General features: G+C 28.1%; 19 protein-coding genes. All 19 read left to right on the top strand.

Features of this window, described 5'->3' with window-relative positions; all coding sequences use genetic code 11:
• Positions 1-173 precede the first annotated feature (173 nt).
• The 19 genes from gmhB (at position 174) to QU666_RS00300 (ending at position 21,509) form a co-directional block, all read left to right on the top strand.
• On the top strand, positions 174-737 hold the full coding sequence (gene gmhB / locus QU666_RS00210) for a D-glycero-beta-D-manno-heptose 1,7-bisphosphate 7-phosphatase (protein ID WP_021769858.1): 564 nt from the start codon (positions 174-176) through the stop codon (positions 735-737).
• A gap of 549 nt (positions 738-1,286) precedes the next feature.
• Positions 1,287-2,882 carry a phosphoenolpyruvate carboxykinase (ATP) gene (pckA, locus tag QU666_RS00215; RefSeq protein WP_021769857.1) on the top strand — a complete coding sequence of 532 codons (1,596 nt, stop codon included), beginning with the start codon at positions 1,287-1,289 and terminating at the stop codon, positions 2,880-2,882.
• Between the two features lie 36 nt (positions 2,883-2,918).
• On the top strand, positions 2,919-4,331 hold the full coding sequence (locus QU666_RS00220; protein WP_036071537.1) for an oxaloacetate decarboxylase subunit alpha: 1,413 nt from the start codon (positions 2,919-2,921) through the stop codon (positions 4,329-4,331).
• Positions 4,332-4,453: 122 nt separating this feature from the next.
• Complete coding sequence (locus QU666_RS00225) at positions 4,454-4,720, top strand: hypothetical protein (protein ID WP_021769855.1); 267 nt, start codon at positions 4,454-4,456, stop codon at positions 4,718-4,720.
• A 159-nt stretch (positions 4,721-4,879) separates the two neighbouring features.
• Positions 4,880-5,245 (top strand): OadG family protein, encoded by a 366-nt coding sequence (locus tag QU666_RS00230; RefSeq protein ID WP_021769854.1) that lies wholly within the window; start codon positions 4,880-4,882, stop codon positions 5,243-5,245.
• A gap of 28 nt (positions 5,246-5,273) precedes the next feature.
• The gene (locus QU666_RS00235; protein ID WP_051285855.1) at positions 5,274-5,660 is read left to right on the top strand and encodes a biotin/lipoyl-containing protein; all 387 of its coding nucleotides are present in this window, start codon (positions 5,274-5,276) and stop codon (positions 5,658-5,660) included.
• Positions 5,661-5,790: 130 nt separating this feature from the next.
• Positions 5,791-6,909, top strand: a complete 1,119-nt coding sequence (locus QU666_RS00240) for a sodium ion-translocating decarboxylase subunit beta (protein WP_083378179.1) — start codon at positions 5,791-5,793, stop codon at positions 6,907-6,909.
• Between the two features lie 359 nt (positions 6,910-7,268).
• Positions 7,269-8,285, top strand: coding sequence for a glycosyltransferase family 9 protein (locus tag QU666_RS00245; protein WP_021769851.1), 1,017 nt, complete (start codon positions 7,269-7,271; stop codon positions 8,283-8,285).
• A 30-nt stretch (positions 8,286-8,315) separates the two neighbouring features.
• Positions 8,316-9,605 (top strand): O-antigen ligase, encoded by a 1,290-nt coding sequence (locus tag QU666_RS00250; protein WP_021769850.1) that lies wholly within the window; start codon positions 8,316-8,318, stop codon positions 9,603-9,605.
• 16 nt (positions 9,606-9,621) lie between these two features.
• Entirely contained in the window at positions 9,622-10,632 is a 1,011-nt protein-coding gene (locus tag QU666_RS00255; protein WP_021769849.1) for a capsular polysaccharide synthesis protein, read from the top strand.
• Positions 10,633-10,665: 33 nt separating this feature from the next.
• Positions 10,666-11,802: a glycosyltransferase gene (locus QU666_RS00260; protein ID WP_021769848.1), complete on the top strand. Its 1,137-nt coding sequence runs from the start codon at positions 10,666-10,668 to the stop codon at positions 11,800-11,802.
• 94 nt (positions 11,803-11,896) lie between these two features.
• Entirely contained in the window at positions 11,897-12,997 is a 1,101-nt protein-coding gene (locus tag QU666_RS00265; RefSeq protein ID WP_021769847.1) for a glycosyltransferase family 9 protein, read from the top strand.
• A gap of 72 nt (positions 12,998-13,069) precedes the next feature.
• Positions 13,070-14,164, top strand: a complete 1,095-nt coding sequence (locus tag QU666_RS00270) for a glycosyltransferase family 9 protein (protein ID WP_021769846.1) — start codon at positions 13,070-13,072, stop codon at positions 14,162-14,164.
• Positions 14,165-14,196: 32 nt separating this feature from the next.
• The gene (locus tag QU666_RS00275; RefSeq protein ID WP_036071533.1) at positions 14,197-15,753 is read left to right on the top strand and encodes a glycosyltransferase; all 1,557 of its coding nucleotides are present in this window, start codon (positions 14,197-14,199) and stop codon (positions 15,751-15,753) included.
• On the top strand, positions 15,725-16,459 hold the full coding sequence (locus QU666_RS00280) for a glycosyltransferase (protein WP_021769844.1): 735 nt from the start codon (positions 15,725-15,727) through the stop codon (positions 16,457-16,459). Before QU666_RS00275 ends, QU666_RS00280 begins: the two co-directional genes overlap by 29 nt.
• A gap of 345 nt (positions 16,460-16,804) precedes the next feature.
• Positions 16,805-17,788 (top strand): polysaccharide deacetylase family protein, encoded by a 984-nt coding sequence (locus QU666_RS00285; RefSeq protein WP_021769843.1) that lies wholly within the window; start codon positions 16,805-16,807, stop codon positions 17,786-17,788.
• Between the two features lie 153 nt (positions 17,789-17,941).
• A complete protein-coding gene (locus QU666_RS00290) occupies positions 17,942-19,699 on the top strand; it encodes an ABC transporter ATP-binding protein (RefSeq protein ID WP_021769842.1) in 1,758 nt (585 codons plus the stop codon).
• Between the two features lie 68 nt (positions 19,700-19,767).
• Complete coding sequence (locus QU666_RS00295; protein ID WP_021769841.1) at positions 19,768-20,364, top strand: hypothetical protein; 597 nt, start codon at positions 19,768-19,770, stop codon at positions 20,362-20,364.
• Positions 20,365-20,507: 143 nt separating this feature from the next.
• Positions 20,508-21,509, top strand: a complete 1,002-nt coding sequence (locus QU666_RS00300) for an RnfABCDGE type electron transport complex subunit D (RefSeq protein ID WP_232218463.1) — start codon at positions 20,508-20,510, stop codon at positions 21,507-21,509.
• Positions 21,510-21,515 lie beyond the last annotated feature (6 nt).

A 21,515-nucleotide genomic window follows, 5' to 3' on the forward strand; every position in this document is an offset into this window, starting at 1 on the left:
ATTCAACAAATTTAATACTAAACCTCGTTTAAAAATGAAAATTATATCTTAAATTACTTGAAAACATTAGGTTTATATCCCTTATTAGAAAAGTTTGTAATAAATTCGTTATTTAAATGGAGGTTAGTATAAAGTAAATTAGTGAATATTTTAATAAAAAGGAATATAATTTTATGAAAAATAAATTTATCCTATTGGATAGAGATGGTGTAATAAATGTAGAAAAATCATATTTATATAAAATCGAAGATTTTGAATATGAAAAAAATGTAATTAAAGGACTTAAGGAATTACGTGATTTAGGCTATAAATTTGTGATTATAACAAATCAGTCTGGAATTGCGAGAGGTTATTACACAGAGGAAGACTATTTAAAATTACAGGATTTTATTGAAAAAAATTTGCTTAAAAATGGGATAAAAATTGAAAAATCATATTTCTGTCCGCACCATCCAAATGCGGCTGGAAAATATGGCATTGAATGTAATTGCCGAAAGCCGAAAACTGGTAATTTTGAGCTGGCAATAGATGAATTTAATATTGATACAGAAAATTCCTTTATGATAGGCGATAGGTCAACTGATTTGATACCAGCAGAAAAATTGGGAATCACTCCCGTTTTAATAAAAACAGGCTATGGACTGAAAAGCCTTGAAAAATTGAAAAATACTAATTTACATTCAATTGTTGTAAATGATATTCTGGATTTTGCAGAAATTTTAAAGAATAAAAAATAAATAAAAAAGGACATTGATTAAACACATTGTCCTTTTTTCTTAAAAAAATTTTTATATAATATCTTTATAATAAATTTAATCTTTCATAGAATAATCTTTTAATTAAAAGTTTATAAAAACCATTGACTTTTGGAAAAAATATGGGATAATATTAATGTAGGGAGAAAATAATGTTGAATATAAATATAAACAATTATATAGTAGATATGGGTCTTAAAAGTGCTGTTAAATAGTCTTTTAAAATACATTTTAAAAAAATGTTCACTATAAAATTGTATTTTTTTGATACAGACTCACAATAAAACATAATTTTTTTAAAGTAAATTATTGAAACTCTTTTAACTTAATTTTTAAAAGAACATTATTACAAATTTAACATTACCCAAAAAATTCAAAATCAAAATATTTAAAATTAAAGTTTTAAAAATTAATATTGTTTTGTCTTTCCCTACTATAGTGTAGGGATTTTTCTTATCTAAAATTACAAAAAACTAATTAATGAAAATATATAAATATTATTAAAATTTTCAAACATGTGGAGGAAGTATTATGAAAAAAGTGACAAAAGACTTGGAAAAACTAGGAATTGTAAATGTGGAAAAAATTTACAGAAACTTGACACCGTCTGAATTGATTGAACATGCCTTAAAAAGAGCGGAAGGAACCTTATCGGATACAGGTGCTTTAGTTGTAACAACAGGTAAATATACAGGGCGTTCACCTAAAGACAAATATATTGTTGATACCGCTGGTATTCATAATAAAATTGCCTGGGGAAATGTAAATAAACCTATTGAAAAAGAAAAATTTGATTCTATTTATAATAAATTAATTGCATATTTACAAAATCGTGAAATTTTCATATTTGATGGAATGGCAGGAGCAGATCCAACTTGCAGACGAAAATTTAGAATAATAAATGAACGAGCAAGCCAAAACTTGTTTATCCATCAATTGTTAATACGTCCAACAGAAGAAGAATTAAACGATTATGGACATGCTGACTTTACAATAATTGCAGCACCTGGTTTTAAATGCAATGCTAAAATTGATGGTATAAATTCGTCTGCTGCAATAATTATTGATTACGAAGCAAGAGTCGGTATTATTTGTGGAACAGAATATTCAGGAGAAATTAAAAAAAGTGTATTTTCAATAATGAATTTTGTAATGCCTGAAATTGATGTGCTTCCTATGCACTGTTCTGCCAATATGGATCCACGAACTGGTCAAACTGCTGTATTTTTTGGACTTTCAGGAACAGGAAAAACTACTCTTTCAACAGATCCTAATCGTAAGTTAATTGGTGACGATGAACACGGATGGTCTGATCACAGTATTTTCAACTTTGAAGGAGGATGCTATGCAAAATGTATAAATCTTGATCCAGAGCACGAACCTGATATTTATAATGCAATAAAATTCGGAAGTCTTGTGGAAAATGTTGTAATGAATCCTAAAACACGTGAATTTGACTTTTATGATAAAAGTTTGACAGAAAATACAAGGGTTGGTTACCCAATTAATCATATAAAAAATGCACAAATTCCAGGAATTGGTGGAATTCCTAGTGTTGTAATATTTCTGACGGCAGATGCATTCGGAGTTTTACCTCCTATTTCCAGACTGTCAAAAGATGCTGCAATCTACCACTTTGTAACAGGATTTACATCTAAACTGGCTGGAACAGAACGTGGAATTACAGAGCCACAACCTACATTCTCAACTTGCTTTGGAGAACCATTTATGCCTTTAGATCCATTAGTTTATGCAGAAATGCTAGGTAAAAAAATAGAACTTCACAACACAAGGGTATTTTTGATAAATACAGGATGGTCTGGTGGTCCTTACGGTGTCGGAAACCGTATGAACTTAAAATACACACGAGCGATGGTTACTGCTGCATTGAACGGTGAATTAGACGAAGTAGAATACAGACATGATGAGATTTTCAATGTGGAAATTCCACAATATTGTCCAAATGTTCCAAGTGAATTGTTAAACCCTATAGACACTTGGGCAAATAAGGAAGCATATGGTGCAGCAGCAAGAAAACTAGCTAAAATGTTTAGAGAAAATTTTGCAGTAAAATATCCAAATATGCCAGAACATATTGTAAATGCAGGACCATTATTTTTTGAATAGCAATTTTTAAATGTTTACTAAACAATGGAGGAATTTATGGGGAAAGTAAAAATAACGGAAACATCACTAAGAGACGGACATCAGTCACTTATGGCAACAAGAATGACTACTGCCGAAATGCTTCCAATAATAGAAACTATGGATAAAATCGGATATCATGCAATGGAAGTCTGGGGTGGTGCAACGTACGATGCGGCAATCAGATTTTTACATGAAGATCCTTGGGAAAGATTGAGAGAAATTAGGAAAAGAGCTAAAAATACAAAATTACAAATGTTATTAAGAGGACAAAATGTACTGGGATATCGACATTATGCAGATGATATTGTGGATAGATTTGTTGAACTTTCGATAAAAAATGGAATTGATATTATTAGGACATTTGATGCTTTAAATGATACAAGAAATATTAGAAAAGCTTCAGAAAGTACAAAAAAATACGGTGGACATAGCCAACTTGCAATTTGTTACACAATAAGTCCTGTTCATACGATAGAATATTACAAAAAACTAGCACTTGAAATGCAGAGTATGGGTGCAGATTCTATTGCAATAAAGGATATGTCAGGAATTTTATTACCAAATGTGGCTTCTATTCTAGTAACCGAATTAAAGAGCGTTTTAAATATTCCACTTGAATTGCATACACATTCTACAGCAGGACTTGCAGAAATGAGCATAATTGAAGCTATTGATGCAGGAGTAGATATTGTGGATACTGCTATTTCTCCATTTGGCGGAGGAACTTCACAGCCATGTACAGAACCACTTGTAAGGACTTTGCAAGGAACAGAATACGACACTGAGCTGAATTTAGAACTTTTGAAAGAAGTAGCTGAATATTTTAAACCAATAAGAAAAAAATACATTGATAATGGAACGTTAAATCCAAAGGCTTTGGGAGTTGAACCAAATATTGTAGAATATCAATTACCAGGAGGAATGCTTTCAAACTTATTGTCGCAACTAAAATCTCAAGGGGCGGAAGATAAATATGAAGATGTTCTCCGTGAAATTCCAAAAGTTCGAAAGGATTTAGGTTACCCACCACTTGTAACTCCAATGAGCCAAATGGTTGGAACACAATCTGTTATGAATATTCTAACTGGAAAAAAATATCATATGATTCCTAAGGAAATAAAAGATTATGTGAAAGGAATGTATGGAAAATCACCTGTCCCAATTGATGAAAACATTAAAAAAACTATAGTTGGAGATGAAGAGGTATTTACTGGACGACCTGCTGATTTACTAAAGGATGAATATGATACGATGAAATCTGAAATTGGAGATTTGGCAAAATCTGATGAAGATGTATTGACTTATGCGTGTTTTCCACAAATTGCCAAAGGTTATTTAAAAGAAAAATATTCTGAAAAAAAAGATAAAGAGACTAGAATAGATAATAAAGAGGAGGTGAAAATTCAAAATATTAATGTAATTTTTTAAGACATTTTGGGGTACAGTAAATTTTTTGTTAGTTGTTTATTGAGATAGCAAAAACTAAAGTATTGGTTTAGGCTATGTAGCTCAAATCTGGTGTTTGAGCCGTTATAAAGAGAGGTGAAACGATGAATTTAGATATAGATTATTTCAAAAATAAATTAAAGGAAATATCAGAATGGTACGAAAATACCAGATGGAACAAAAAAGCTTTACTTGAAAAAATATCAGAACTGGACATAGAAATTAATAAAACACGTGATGAAGAACATTTAATAGACTGGGATAAATTAACACATATAGAGGAAAAAATCATATCTGATATGGTTCATTTAAGAAACAAGATGAAAATTTCCCACAAAGAAAGATTTGACAGTTATTATAAAATAAAATGAATAATGCTCAAACTCTGTAAAATTTAACTTATAAATTCATACAGCTCAGAGTTTGAGTAAAATATTTAAAACTTTTACATTTGATTTTAGAATAATTTTATTAAAAATTTAGAAAAATTGTAAAATTAATTTTAAAAATTTGAAAGGAAAAATTAAAATATGAAAAGTATTTTATTTGGAAATTCAGCTGTGTCAATTGGGGATGCCATTTACATTACCATTATAAGTATGAGTATTGTTTTTTTTATATTATTTTTGATTTCATTTGTATTATCATTTTTTAAATATTTTTCAAATTCTGAAGAATTGAAACAGGATATTATAAATAAAAAAAGAAATGATAATCAAATTGTACAAAACTCAAAGAAATCTGATTTAAAAACCATTGATAATAAAAAAAAATTTAGTATGGAAAAAATAAAGGACGAAACTATGCTGGCAGCGATGATGGCAGCTCTAATTGAAGCGGCTGGAGATAATGAAAACTGCTACATAAGAGTAAAAAATATAAGAGAGATCAAGTAAACTTTAATAAATGAGGAGTATGACAAATATGATTAAATTGTACAAAATTAGAATTGGAGAAAAAGTTTATGAAGTAGAAGTTGAAGCTGTTTCAGAAAAAGAAGGTTCTATTACTACTTCAAACAACGTAGATAATGAACCAAAAGAAAAAAAAATCGAACATAATTCATCTCTAAATGAAGTTAGTAATTCCATTGAAAACAGTGAAATGATAAATGCACCTATGCAGGGTCTTATTGTTGATGTAAAAGTAGAAACTGGACAAAAGGTAAAAGCTGGAGATGAAGTCGTGATACTAGAAGCTATGAAAATGGAAAATCCTATTGTTGCACCAAAAGACGGAACTATTCTTGAAATTAAAGTATCAAAAGGAAGTACTGTAAACACTGGCGATACTTTAGTAATATTATCATAAAAATATTTTTAAAATTTATTCTTTGATATACTCAATAAAAATCAATTTTATAGTATATCTATCTTAAAATTAGACATAGAAATGTGATACCGTATCACTATAAAACCTTATGGAAAGGAATGGTTTTGAAATGGAACTACTAAAAATTCTTTACGGAACAACAGGATTATCAATGATAACTGTAAAACAGATTATTATGATAATAATAGCTTTAAGTTTATTATATCTAGCAATAAAAAAGCAATATGAACCATATTTACTACTTCCAATTTCCTTTGGAATGCTACTGGCAAACCTGCCTGCTGTAGCAAATGAGGGACTTATGGAAAAAGGCGGACTTTTGTACTATCTTTATCAAGGAGTAAAATTAGGTATTTATCCACCGTTGATATTTTTAGCAATTGGAGCAAGTACAGACTTTGGACCACTTATTGCAAATCCAAAAAGTTTATTACTAGGAGCTGCTGCACAATTTGGAATTTTTGTAACATTTATAGGAGCAATTTTACTTGGATTTACAGGAAAAGAAGCTGGCTCAATTGGAATTATCGGTGGAGCTGACGGACCAACCGCAATTTATACCACAACCAAATTAGCTCCACATTTACTAGGTTCAATTGCTATTGCAGCCTATTCCTACATGGCTTTGGTTCCTGTTATTCAGCCACCAATTATAAAACTTTTGACAACAAAAAAAGAAAGAATGGTAGAAATGACACAACTAAGATTTGTAAGCCAACGTGAAAAAATTATTTTCCCAATAGCAGTAACAATTATCGTGATTCTTTTAGTTCCATCATCAGCACCGTTAATTGGAATGTTAATGCTTGGAAATCTTATAAAAGAAGCTGGAATTGTCTCAAATTTAGTTGAACACGTACGAGGGGCACTGCTTTACTGTATTACTATTGTATTAGGAATGACAGTTGGAGCAACAGCCAATGCAGAAACTTTTTTAAGTTTTAAGACAATAAATATTATTATTTTAGGGTTAATCGCATTTTCGTTTGGAACAGTTGGTGGTGTAATATTTGGAAAAATAATGTATAAACTCTCAAACGGAAAAGTAAATCCAATGATTGGATCAGCAGGAGTTTCTGCAGTACCAATGGCAGCAAGAGTTGTACAAAAACTCGGACAAGAAGAAAATCCCAAAAATTTTCTGTTAATGCACGCCATGGGACCAAATATCGCTGGAGTAATTGGATCAGCAGTTGCTGCAGGAGTTCTTTTAATCATATTCAAATAAAAAATTATTACTCTCATTTATTAGTATAATTAGAATAACTAAAAATTATTTAATTATATTTAATGAGAGTTTTTTATTTTTATTTAATTTTTATATATCTTTTTTAAATAAAGTTTTTCCCATAATAAATAAACGATAAAAAACATATTTTTTTAAAAATTATGATATAAAATTATTTAAAATATGATATAATAACTCTGTATATAGAAATTCAAAAATTATAACTATTCTTACTCAAATCTTAAATATATTGATTCGTTGACAATCTATCTTTTGAGAATTTGAGTAATTTGTGTATAAAAAATCCTTTCTTATGAGGAGTTTTGTAAATAAATTGGTACTTATAAAAGGGAGAATAAATGAAAATATTGATAATACATACTGCATTTATAGGGGACATTGTACTATCAACACCTTTGATACAAAGATTAAAGTACATGTATCCGAACTCTAAAATAGATTATTTGACATTACCAACAAATCAAAGTGTGATAAATAATAATCCTAATTTACACGAAATACTGCTTTATGATAAAAAGGAAAAAGACAAAGGAATAAAAGGTTTTTTGAGAGTATTAAAAATATTAAAACAAAAAAAATATGATTATGCTGTAATACCACATAGATTTATAAAATCTATATTACTTGCAAAATTAGCAAAAATTCCCGATATTGTTGGATTTGATGTAGCGACAGGCTCTTTTTTAGTTAATAAAAAAATTCATTATGATATGAAAAAACACGAAGTAGAAAGATTACTTGATTTGGTGGAATATAAAGGAGAAAAAATTCCGATTAGAATTTATCCTGCAAAAGAAAATTTTGTTAAAATTGATAAAATTTTGAAAAATCATGGATATTTTGAAAATCAAGAACAAAAACTAATATTAGTTGCACCAGGAAGTCAAAGACCTGAAAAAATATGGCCAATAGAAAAATATCGTGAAGTTATTGAAAAATTGAAAAAAAATAAAAATTATTTTATTGGAATAACTGGCTCAAAATCTGAAAAAGAACTGCCTTTAAATTTTCCAAATGATAAAAATGTTATTGATTTTCGTGGGAAAATTAACCTTGTGGAATTTGGAGCATTGATTTCAAAAGCTGATATTGTTGTAGGAAATGACAGCTCTCCAGTTCATATTGCCAGCGGATTTGAAAAGCCATTTGTAATTGGGATTTTTGGACCAGGAAAACGAGCTTTGGGATTTTTTCCTTGGACTGAAAAAAGCAATGTTATTGAAGACAATGAATTTTATGAAAATAATATTGTAATAATTCCTAAAAATCAGCATAAATATAAAAAAGACTATTATAAAGGGATCCCTTTAATTAGTGTAGATAGAGTTTATAATGAAATTATAAAACGAATTTAAAAAATATAAAAAGGATGAAAATAATTAAATATGAAAAATAAATTTAACGTAACTATAAATATAATAGGATATATCTTGAGTTTATTAGTTGGAATATCTCTGTTTTTATCAGAAAAATTTGAAAATAATGTTTTAATTCCTTCGTTGCTAGTAGTATTTATTATTAGTATGTTTCTAAAGGAAAATAGAAAAAAACTTTTGGAAAATATAGATATAAAATTTTCAATAATATTATTATTATTTGTGTTCATGCCATTTGTAATAGCACATTTTGATGGTGGAATCAACACTCGATTGGATAATTATATTTTAAGATTTTTATTATTTTTTCCATTTGCTTATTTTTTAAGCAGCACCAAAAAAGTTTTGAATCTTTTGAAGGCATGTTTATTTGGTGGAACAATAATTTCAATTTTAGCTACCATTAATTTTATAAAAAACTATGATGAATGGGCTCATCCAGTAGGATTTTCTTATCCAAGAGTTACTGCTATTTTAACTGTTCAGGATTTTGCTAACATTATGTGTTTGGTACTTTTATTTTTGCTCTCATTCTTATTTTTTTATAAAAACAATGATAATAAGAAGAATATAATAATTAAAATTTCCCTAGGTATTTTATCAGTACTGTTACTATTTTTGGTTATTGTAAATAGATCTAAAATGGTTTATATTTGCCTAATACCAACAATTTTTTACATTTTGTACAAAATAAGAAAAAGATATATTTTAATAGGAATTTTAATATGTTTTGGAGGTTATTTTGTATTACCAAGTTCAATCTCAAACAGATTACAATACATAGTAAACTATAAAAATGATCCATCTAGTAATTTAAGAGTCATTTTTTGGAAGACTGGAGCAGAAGCATTTAAGCAAAAACCCATATTTGGCTGGCAAGCAGAAGATAGAAAAGTATTTAACCTTGAATATTATGAAAAAATAGGTGTTAAAGATTATGTGTATAAAAATTTTCTTGATAATTTAAGTGAATGGGAAATTTATTATGTTCATACCCATAGTACATATTTACAATTCATTTTAGATTTTGGAATTATAGGATTTACTTTTTTAGTAATCTTCTTTATAAGTATACTTATAAAAGCAATCGGCATAAGTTTTTCAAAAGATAGTGAAAATTACGATTCTAGACTAATTGCACTTGAAATTGGAACAAAAACTGCCTTAGCAGCTTGGGCAATACAAGGAATTACTGATATTAACCTGAATAACAAATATATGGTTATTACTGCAGCGATATTGATATTTGTACTAAATCATTTATGGATGAAAAAAATAAGACTAGAAAAAGATATTTAGAAAAGGAAAATAGAAGATGAATAATTATAAATTTAATATTTCAAAACTTGATAGACTTAACAAAAAATTAAGGCAAAAACCATATAAATACATATACAAGGAAATGATGCCAAAAAAATTATTTAATAAAATCCAAAACAGAGTTTACTTTATAACTCAAAAAATGGTTGGAGAAGACTGGAATGAGCTTTTAAATGAATATTTTACAAAAGGTATCAAAGCAGAGCAAATTAAGCCTAAAAAATCATTTGAGAATGAAAAAATTATATGGCAGTTCTGGGGACAAGGATGGGATTTTGAAAAATTGCCTGATGTAGTGAAGATAAGCTATAAATCTGTACAAAAATATAAAAAGGACTACACAGTAATACACTTGGATATGAATAATATAAACGATTATCTTGAAATACCAGAATATATTTTACAAAAGCTGGAAGCTAAAAAAATAAATTTTGCACATTTTACAGATATAATAAGACTCGCTTTACTAATTAACTATGGTGGAGTGTGGATTGATGCGACAATCTTGCTTACAGACTATTTGCCGCTGGAATATTTTGAAATGGACTATTTTATGTTCCAAAGGGATGACAGCCTTAGTTTAGAAGAGAAAAAGGACTGGGAAGATTATGATGACTTTTATTTTTCGTGGAATGATGAAATGAAAGTCAGAGTATTAAATAGCGTAATTTTTGCAAAGAAAAATAATGAAATGTTGAAGGTGTTACTAGATATGCTGCTAATCTTCTGGAAACATAACGATTTAGCTCCAAATTACTTTTTCTTTCAAGTGCTGTATACTGAGTTAATCGAAAATTATTACAAGAATAAAAAATGTAAAGTTGTCTCAGATACATTAACACACAAAATGATAAGAGTTTGGTTTGATAAATTTTCACAGGAAAAGCTGGATGAAATAACTAAAAGAATCAATATTCACAAACTTACATATAAAATTGACGCTGGAAAACGGGATACAGCAGGAAGTTTTCTGGAACATTTTAAAAAAATGTATGAAATAAAATAAAAAGGATTTAATATAATTAAGAATGGGGAAAAAATGAAAGTATTAGTACTGCACGGACATCTTAGTATGGGTGGCGAAGAAAGAGTTTTACTTAGCGTTTTAAAAAATCTGGTTGAACTGAATTACGATGTTGATTTACTTATAACTTGGAATCATGGGGAAAATAACTTATTTGAAAATGAAATTCCTAAAAAGGTAAATTATAAATTCTTATTTGATAACTATAATGGTAAAAATAAACTTATTAAAGAAATTTATCGAATAAGGGCAAAGGCAACTTATTTGAAAAAGGTCGAAAAAATAATAAAAGAAAAAAAATATGATGTTGTTATAGATTATTCTTCAAATTTATTGAAATATAATAATTTTGATATAAAAATGCCAGTATTTGCCTGGATTCATTTTTCGCTTACTTTTGGAGAGAAACTAAGTGCAGACAAAATAGAAAAATATAAAAAACAATATAAAAAATATGATAAGATACTGGCAATCTGTGATACAATGAGAGATGAATTTGTAGAAATTTTAGGAATGGAAAAAAATAAAGTAGAACTTGTCTACAATCCAATAGATTTAGAAGCTATTCGTAAAAAAGCTGAAACTATTGATAAAAAGTATGAAAATTATTTAAAGCAGGACTATTTCTTGCAAGTTTCACGTCTGACAGAACAAAAGCAGCCTGAACATCTTGTTGACATTTATTATAAGTTAAAGCAGCAAGGCATAAAAGAAAAACTTTATTTCATTGGAAATGGTGAAAAAATCGAATTAATTAAACAAAAAATTAGAGAATATAATTTGGAAAATGATGTTGTATTATTGGGACAAATTGAAAATCCATATCCTTTTTTTAAAAACGCAAAATTATTTGTTCATACTGCAAAATATGAAGGTTTGCCAACTGTACTGCTGGAAAGCCTTACTTTGGGAACACCTGTTGTGGCGTATGACTGCCCTACAGGACCAAAGGATATATTGGGACAAAATAGTGAATATGGAAAATTGATTCCATTAAACGATAAAGATACATTCGTGAAAGAGGTTTACGAATTAATGAAAAATGATGAAAAATATGAAAATTATAGAAAAATATCATTAGTTAGAGCTGATGACTTTTCATTACAGAATAACAAAGCAAAATTACAAGCATTAATAGAAAATATTAAATAAAACTTTTAATATTCTACAATTTAAATGGCACAGTTAAAATGCTTTAAAAAATTAAAATTTAAGTGATTGATTCTAATATAAGGAAAGGTTATATATGGATATAGTAAACAGTATAAAATCTAAGATAATAATATGGCTGTTTGGTACGAAAAAAAAGTATAAAGACATTGATTTAAAGAGAGTAAATACTATATTGCTTAATCCAAAGGATTCCATTGGAGATACTTTAATGTCTTTTTCTTATGCAAGGCAATTGAAAAAAATGTATCCTAATGCAAAATTAGGAATGGTAGTGACCGATAGGAATATGGAATTTACAAAATTATGCAATGAAAATGAAAAAATAATAGACAGGATTGTAAAACGTAAAGATGTAATTAAAAATCGTAAGAAGTGGGATCTGTTCTTGGATTTTTTGAGTAAGGAAAATACCAAGCGGATGATTTGGAAAAAAGTATTAAGTCCCAAAATTACAATGATTTTTGGAGAAAGTGACGAAGGACATTATTATAACAGAAAAAATGTAAAAAATTATGATTTTGACTGTACTCCGCCTGTTGAAACGCATATTATAGATTATTTGATAAATTCTGAATTTTCTAAATATTTTGAAATAGAAAAACAAAAACCGCATATTAAACTTTTGGAAAAAGATATTGTAAAAATGGAAAAATTTTGGAAATATGATTCTCAAAAAGTTGAAGATAATAATAAAAAAGTAAAAATTTTATTAGTTCCGCAAGGAAGCGACAGAGAAATGAAGCCAGAAGAAATTGCTGAGATATTAAATAATATTGAAAATGATAAAATAAAAAATGTTAAAATTATTATGGGTAAAACTGATGGAAGCAAAGAATATTATAAAAAACTAATCAGTTATATAAATAAAGATTTGGACATTTCCTTATCCAACAAATTTAACATTAAAGAATATGTTTTATTTATGGCGACAGCTGACTTAGTAATCGGAGTCGATGGAGGGGCAGTTCACATAGCTTCTTCACTAAATAAACCTCTTTTGAGCTTTTACGCAAACAATAAATACAATTTATGCAGATGGTCTCCTAAAACAACGACTGATAGCCTACAAGTAATCTCAAAAACCAGTGGAAACCACAATCAGACATATAATTTTTCACTGTCTGAACCAATAAAATGGTTAAATAATAAAATAGAAGAAATATTAAAAAACTAACTATAACAAAGGATTATACGTTATCCTCAAACTAACGTAAATAAACGTATCAATACAAGGAATAATAATATAATGAAAAAAATAAACTGGAAATTTTATAGGCCTTATAGAGATAAACTGATTGATAAAAAAAATGAAATGTTAAGTCATATATTTGATAAAAACAAAAAAGATATCAATTTAGTGCCTGAAAAAATAAATCGAATTTTATTTTTAAGAACAGATGGAAAAATTGGTGATTATATAATAAGTTCATTTATTTTTCGAGAAATTAAAAAGCAGTACCCTAATATAAAAATTGATGTTGTTGCTGATAAATCTTTGGAAAATTTGTTGAAATTAAGTAAAAATATAGACAAATATTACATTCTTGATAGAAAAAAAATGCACGAATGGAGAGATGTTGTAAAAATATTAAGAAAAAACAAATATGATGTTCTATTTGATTCAACAGAGGGACTTAAATATAAGCAAGTTTATCTTTTGAATAGGGTAAACGCAACTGTTAATGTCGGGTACAATAAGAATGGCTATAAAATATACAACAAAAACATAAAGCAAAACAATACTTTAAAAATGATAGAAATCTATAAACAAATGGTAAAAAGTATAAATATTGAGATAAAAAATACAAACTATAATATACCGATTTCTGAAGAATCTGAAAAAAATGTCGAAACCTTTTTAAAAGAAAATGATTCAAAGGAAAAATTAATTGCTTTAAACTTTTTTGGGGCTTCAAGAGGCAGAAAAATAAACGCTGAAAATGCTCTCATTATAATAAAAAGATTAACTGAAATGTACAAAGGGTATAAAATTATAATACTCGACTCTCCAAACGACAGAGAAACAATTTATAATATACTTGCAAGAACTGATAATAAAAATGTATTATTTTTTGAAAAATCAAAAACAATTCTTGATTCAATATCAATAATAAAAAAATGTGATTGGGTAGTTTCACTAGATACTTCAATTTTACATATTGCTGAAGGGCTAGATAAAAAAATAATGGCTTTTTACGGACCTAAAATCAATAAAAATAAATGGCGTATAAAAGAAGAAAATAATGTATTAATTGATTATCCTGAAAATCGAATTAATGATGTGAATTTTGAAAAACTGTTTGATGATTTATATAATCAGATTAGCTTGCCTGTTATTTAAAGAATAAAAAATACGAAATAGGAGAAATGCTGATGAAATTATCGGTAGGAATAATAACTTTTAATGAAGAAAATAGAATTGGAAAAACTCTAGATTCGGTAAGGGAAATAGCTGATGAAATAATAGTTGTTGATAGTGAAAGTACTGATAAAACCGTAGAAATTGCTCTTTCAAAAGGTGCAAAAGTATTTTCTGAAAAATGGAAAGGTTACGGATCTCAAAAAAATTCTGTACTTGAAAAATGTAAAGGCGAATGGATTTTGTTAATAGACGCTGATGAAGTAATTTCGCAACAATTAAAAGAAAAAATAAAATCTATTATAAATAGTGACAATCCATCAAATGAAGTTTACAAAATAAAATTACGAAACATTGCATTCAAGAAAGAAATAAGATTTGGGGGTTGGGATGATTATGTAATCAGGTTGTGGAAAAATGGTAAAGTTAAAATAAGTGATAGAGAAGTTCATGAACAGTACCAAACTGACAGTAAAGTAGGAAAAATACACGAAATGATAATACATTATACATACGACAGCATCGAAGAATTTTTGGAAAAATTGAACCGGTATACTTCACAAAGTGCAAAAGAATATATAAAAAAAGGAAAAAATCCAAGTTTTATAAAAATATATTCTAAAATGCTCTTTAGATTTATAAAGATGTATATTTTACAACTGGGCTTTCTAGATGGTTATGAAGGGTATTTACTCGCTAAATACAGTTCGATTTATACAATGACAAAATATACTAAATTACGCGAAGAATATTATAATCATTTAGGAAATGACACATCCCTTGTTATTACTACATACAACTGGCCAAAGGCTCTAGAAATGTGCCTAAACAGTGCATTAAACCAAACTGTTTCTCCGAAAGAAATAATCATTGCCGATGATGGTTCAAAACAGGAAACTATCGATTTGGTAAAAAGATTTCAGCAAAGCTATCCGAAAAATAATATTATTCATTCTTGGCAAGAAGATAAGGGATTCCGAGCTGGAATGTCAAGAAATAGAGCAATAAACAAGGCAACAGGAAATTATATAATAATAATAGATGGAGACTTGGTATTGAATAGACATTTTGTTGAAGATCATATAAAAAATATGCAAAAAGAATGCTTTATTCAAGGTTCAAGAGTTATAACTTCGCCAACTGTTGCAAAACAAATGATGGAAGGCAAAAAAATAAACCTTTTTACTAAAGGTCTAAAAAACAATATGAATATGGTGAGAAGCAAATTTCTTTCTAAAATTTTTACAAAGGTAGATAAAAACTTACGAGGAATCCGTTCTTGCAATATGTCTTTCTTTAAAGAAGACTTAATTCGAGTAAATGGCTTTGAAGAAGAAATCGAAGGATGGGGAAGAGAGGATAGTGAACTTGCTGTAAGGCTATTTAATATAGGATGTAAAAAGAAAAAGCTAAAATTTGAGGCTTTGACTTGCCATTTATATCATAATGAAAATGATAGAAGTAGACTCAAAAAAAATGACGAATACTTGGCAAATGCAATAGAAAGTAAAAAAACGAAAGCTAAGAAAGGGCTTGATAGATATGAAGGAAGTAACGCTGGTAATAACTAGCTGCGGAAGATTCGACTTGCTGGAGGAAACACTTGATAGTTTTTTTGAATACAATACTTATCCAATCAAAAAAATTATAATAACTGAGGACAGCACAGAAGGTAAAAAGCTAGAAAAGCTAATTTCCAAATACAATAATAAAAATCAAAATTTTAAGTTAATAGTAAATGAAGCACGACTAGGACAGTTAAAGTCCATTGACAAAGCTTACCGTGAAATTGATACTGAATACATCTTTCACTGTGAAGATGACTGGAGATTCTTAAAAAAGGGATTTATTGAAAAATCAATCAATCTTTTGGAAGAAGATGAAAAAATTTTAGTTATAGGATTACGGGATAAAGCAGATTTCGCAAAGGATTTTTTCTATGATGAAGATTATATTTCAAAAACTGGTGAAACATATTACAATGTAAAAGGAGAAATTTTTACTTATAATCCAGCTTTGAGAAGAAAAAAAGATATGGATTTATTTGGACTACATGAAAAATTAGAAAACCAGAGATACGAAGAAGTTTTATCAAATTTTTATAAGGAGCATGGATTTAAGGCAATATTTTTTAAAGAGCCATATGTAACTCATATTGGAAATAAAAGGCATGTCCATTTTAGTAAAAATAGAAAAAATACTGTACTTAGCTTTAAAATTGATAGGCTAATAAAAAAAATACGAGCTAAAATTTTGAAATTCAAAGGAAAAATTTAATCATTTTTCAACAAATATTTTTTCAATTTTTAGTTGTTATTTTTTTATATTTCGTATAAAATATAGGTGAAAAAAATTGTAATAAATTAAATATAAAGTTAAGATTATTTTATTTAAACTTCTAATATTTTAGTTTTATTTATAATTTAATTTTTATAATGGTTAAATCAAATGGTTTTTTTATAATTTTTGTTAAATCAAGATAATTTTTAGTAAAATAATCATAATTCCTAATAGAAAAGGAAGGAAAAAATGTTATATATATATTTATTTTTAATAATAGGTCTAATATTTTTAGTATTTATTATTTACAACAAAACTAGAAAAAATTTCGTTTTGTGCCTTATGTATCACAGTGTTGACAATGAAAAAGGGAAAGGTGGAATTTTTGTAGATGAATTTCAAGAACATATAAAATGGATAAAAGATAAAAAAACTTTTAAAATGGAAGAATTAAAGAATTTAAATTATACATTGCCACAAAATTCAATATTAATAACTTTTGATGATGGATATAAAAATAATTACACTTTGGCTTTTCCGATTTTAAAAAAATACAATATGAAAGCAACAATATTTTTAAATACAAAATTTATTGGAGAAGATGAGGCTTATCTCAATTGGGACGAGATTAAGGAAATGTATCAAAGCGGATTGATTGATTTTCAGCTTCATACACATTCGCATCAATTAACAATAAAGGATATTGAAGTACTTGCTTTTTATGATAATGAAAGTTCGCCATATTTTAAAAGAGAAAGTCATAGTTTATTTTTTGAAGGAAATTATGATGAAAAAAAAGATATGGAAAAGTTAAATGGACTTCCTGTATTCAAATTAAGAAGTAAAATTTCAATTCCTGGATACAGACCAAAGAAGGATTTTGTACAAAAATATCGAAATATTGCACAACTTCAGGAAAATAATAAATCTGAAAACGAAAAAAAGGAATTTTTGAATAAATTGTTTAAAGAAAAGCAAAATGAATTTTTTGACAAAATTAGTGAAGAAGAATTTAGAAAAAATGTAGAATTTGAAATTCTGGAAAATAAAAGGATTATTCAAGAAAAACTTGGAAAAACTCCAGATTGTCTGGCTTATCCTTGGGGACACCGATACAAAGGAAACCGTGAAGATATAAGAAAACTAGGTGTCGATGTGTTTATTACTACTAGAAAAGGCGTAAATTCCTTAAAACTTAATAAAAATTGGATTTACCGTGTAAGCGGAGATGACTTTGAGAGTTTTGATGAGTTTAAAAGGGAATTGACTGATGGTAGCGGTGCATATTACAGAAAATTACGAAATATTTTTGTAAAAAAACATTAATCTGAAAATAAATAAAAAATGATTTAAAATTTATTCAAGTCTAAAAAGATTGAACTAACTTAAAGAATAATAAATCATAACTTGACGTAAAATGTAAGTTCACTTTTAAAATAATTTTACATACAAGTAAAGAACGAAAGGCAAATTAAACATATGAAAAATATAAAATTAGATTTTGGAGGAATTCAAAAACTGAAAAAATATATAAAAAAATACTATATATTAATTATACTGAATATTCTGTTGGCAACAATGTCATCTCTTGTTTCATCCGCTCCAATAATGCTTATACAAAGGCTGTTTGACAAGGGGATTGCAGGAAAAAATGAAAAGGATATTCTTTATGCGGCTGGAGCAATGATAATGCTCGCTATAATTGGTGCGATACTGATGTACTGGAATACTATTTTCTCAACGGTAATATCGTCATCTATTTATAAAGATATTGTTACTGATATTTACAATAAAATACAAACTTTGGATATGGAATATTTTGCAGGGAAAAAAATAGGGGATATGATGACACGGGTAATGACAGATCCCAGTAATATAAATTCCATTATACTGGAAGTTTTCAATATGATACCCGAAGTTATAAAAGTAATAGTCTGTATGGGTATAGCATTTTACGTAGATTTTGACTTGACACTTGGGGTAATGATTGTAACTCCCATTTTAATAATAACCGTCAGAAGATATGCAAAAAAACTGAAACGTTCCGGTAAGGACAGACAGGAAGCAATCGACAGCTTAAATTCAAAATTACAGGAAACATTGGCTGGAATACGTATTATAAGGGCATTTGCAACAGAAAAGTCTGAAATAAAGGATTTTAACAAAAAAAATATAAATCTAAAGAGAATTGCTATCAGAACTGCCCGATATAATGCAAAAGCCAATTCAATAATGGAAGCCTTGAATTATATAATTGTAGCATTGCTGTTATTATTTGGAGGTTATCGTGTTTTAAGGGCTCATAACTTTACTGCAGGAGATTTTATCACAATAGTAGGTGCAATTTCATCAATGTATACGCCTGCAAGACGTGCTATAACTCGATTTAACGCAATAAGTGTAAATTTATCCTCAATTACAAGGGTTTCTGAAATTCTGGAAGAAGTTCCGTCTATCATAAATCATCCAAATTGCGTAAAATTTGAAAATTTTTCAAATGATATAAATTTTGAAAATGTTGATTTTAAATATAAAGACAATCCTGAAAAAATATTAAAGGATATCAACTTAACCGTCAAGAAAGGTGAAACTGTTGCATTTGTGGGAAATTCTGGTGGCGGAAAATCTACACTCGTAAATTTGATTCCAAGATTTTTTGATGTATCTCGTGGTTCTTTAAAAATTGATGGAACTGATATTAGAGACTATGATGTTAAAAGTTTACGAAAAGCAATAGGGATTGTACCACAGGAAACTTTCCTTTTTTCAGGAACTATACTTAGTAACATAAAATATAGCCGTCAAGATGCTACTTTCGAGGAAGTTGTGGAAGCTGCTAAACAAGCTAACGCACATGAATTTATTGAAAATCTCTCTGAGGGATATGATACTGAAATTGGGGAACGTGGTGTCAAATTATCTGGTGGACAAAAACAAAGAATTGCGATTGCACGTGCAATTTTGGAAAATCCTCAAATCTTAATTTTAGATGAAGCTACATCAGCACTTGATAATGAATCTGAAAAACTGGTTCAAGATGCACTTGAAAAACTTATGAAAGGAAAAACTACATTTGTTATAGCTCATAGGTTGACAACAATCGAAAATAGTAATAAAATAGTAGTAATACAAAAAGGTGAAATAAAAGAAATAGGAAACCATAATGAATTATTAAGCAAAAATGGAATTTACAAAGCATTATATAATAAAAATTTTGATATATCTAAAAAAAATTAATAAAATTGGGTTACTAGTAGATTTAAAATTATATTTTGCTAAAAAAATTAAAAAGAAGGAGAAGAAAAATGAAACAGATAAAAGGAATTATTTTATTTTTAATGTCAATAGTATTAGTAGCATTTGGAAGCCAAGATTCAAAAAATTCTAAAAATTTGGTAAAACAGCTTGAAGACGAAACAAAAAAAGTTGGCGATAGAATAAAAGACATAAAAGAAGAAAAAACTGCAAAAATTGAAACTAAAAAGAATGAACAAAAACAAGCAGTACAGCAACCAACTTCACAACAACCAACAGTTGCAGCAAATCCGACTCAAACTCAGCCAACTGTTGTACAACCTACACCTAATACACCAACACAACCTACACAAGTAGCTTCTTCGGATACAACAAATCCAGCATTTGCACTTAATGATGGTGGTAAAGAAAATGGTAAAAAAGAAAATAGAAAAAACAGAAGAAATAACAAAAATATAGCTAAAGCACCAAAACACAGCCGTCTAAAAGATACTTCTTCTTCATCTGCTGGACAAGAAAAAACATCTAAATCTCAAGATTCTGCTCCAAAATCATCAGGAAGTGGAAGTTCTAATGGAAGTAGTAGTGGAAGCAGCAGTTCAGGATCATCTTCGTCAGGTGGAGGAGATTCAAGTTCATCGGAATAAGTATCTCAATATAATTTGAATTAATAATTAATCTAAAAAGTTAAGTATACATTTACAAAACTAGGTAAAACATATAATACAGATAAGAAAGGTAGTGAAAATTTAATATGTTTAGAAGTAAGAAAAAAGAGTTACAAGAAAATATGACAAAAATAAATATAGATATTTTAATATCTCTAATTCCAATGTTACTTGTAGCATTTTTTGTCTATGAAATAACCCCTATTTTAGTGATTTTATCATCTGTGATTACAGCTGAACTAGCAGAAATAATATTTTCATTTTTCATACAAAAAAATAGAGATTCTTTGAAAGAACTTTCTGGAATTACAATAGGAGCCTTGACAGGGTTTGTGCTTGCACCATTTACACCACTTTATGTGGCAGCATTTGCAGGAGCAATGGCAACAATATTTGGAAAAATTATATATAGAGGAACTGATAAAAAGATTTTTAATCCGGTGATTTTAGGAAAATTATTTGTATTTACATTCTTTCCAGCTGTTCTTGCACCAAATTCTCCAGCCTGGACTGATGCAGAAGGTATGAGAATCGCCAGCGATAACGTTTCAGGATTAGCTTCATTAGTATTGATAAATAGAGGAATAATAGGAGAACTTTCCATAGCTGCAATGGTTATTGGAGCGATTTATTTAATCTATCGAACAAAAATGACTTGGCATATACCAGTATCGTTTTTTGTTACTATTTTCTTTGGATATTATATTACTTCAAGCAATAATGTTAATGTTGTAACTACTTTGGGAGAAATTATCTTTATGGGTATTTTCGTTCTGACAGATACTTTCACTACTCCTAGACATGGACTTGGAAAAGTATTTTTCGGATTTTTAGCTGGGCTTTCTACAATCATATTCTGGTTTTTAGGAATTCAAACTGAAGCAATTATTTATTCCGTATTAATTTTAAATCCTTTCACAAGACCAATAAACACGATATTTAAACCAAATGTTTTTGGTGATGAAGCAGTTTCGTTTGCAGAAATTATACAGGGGCTTGGTTTTGCGATTATTATAGTTTTACTTGCTTTCGCTGTTTCATATTTACATAAGTTTGGATTTGTGCCATATATTGTTTATATTTATGTAGTTTATGGAATATGGCGATTGTACAACAACAGATAAAAATAG

It is taken from the genome of Leptotrichia sp. HMT-225, from assembly GCF_030644325.1.
In the GTDB taxonomy this organism is placed as follows: domain Bacteria; phylum Fusobacteriota; class Fusobacteriia; order Fusobacteriales; family Leptotrichiaceae; genus Leptotrichia; species Leptotrichia massiliensis.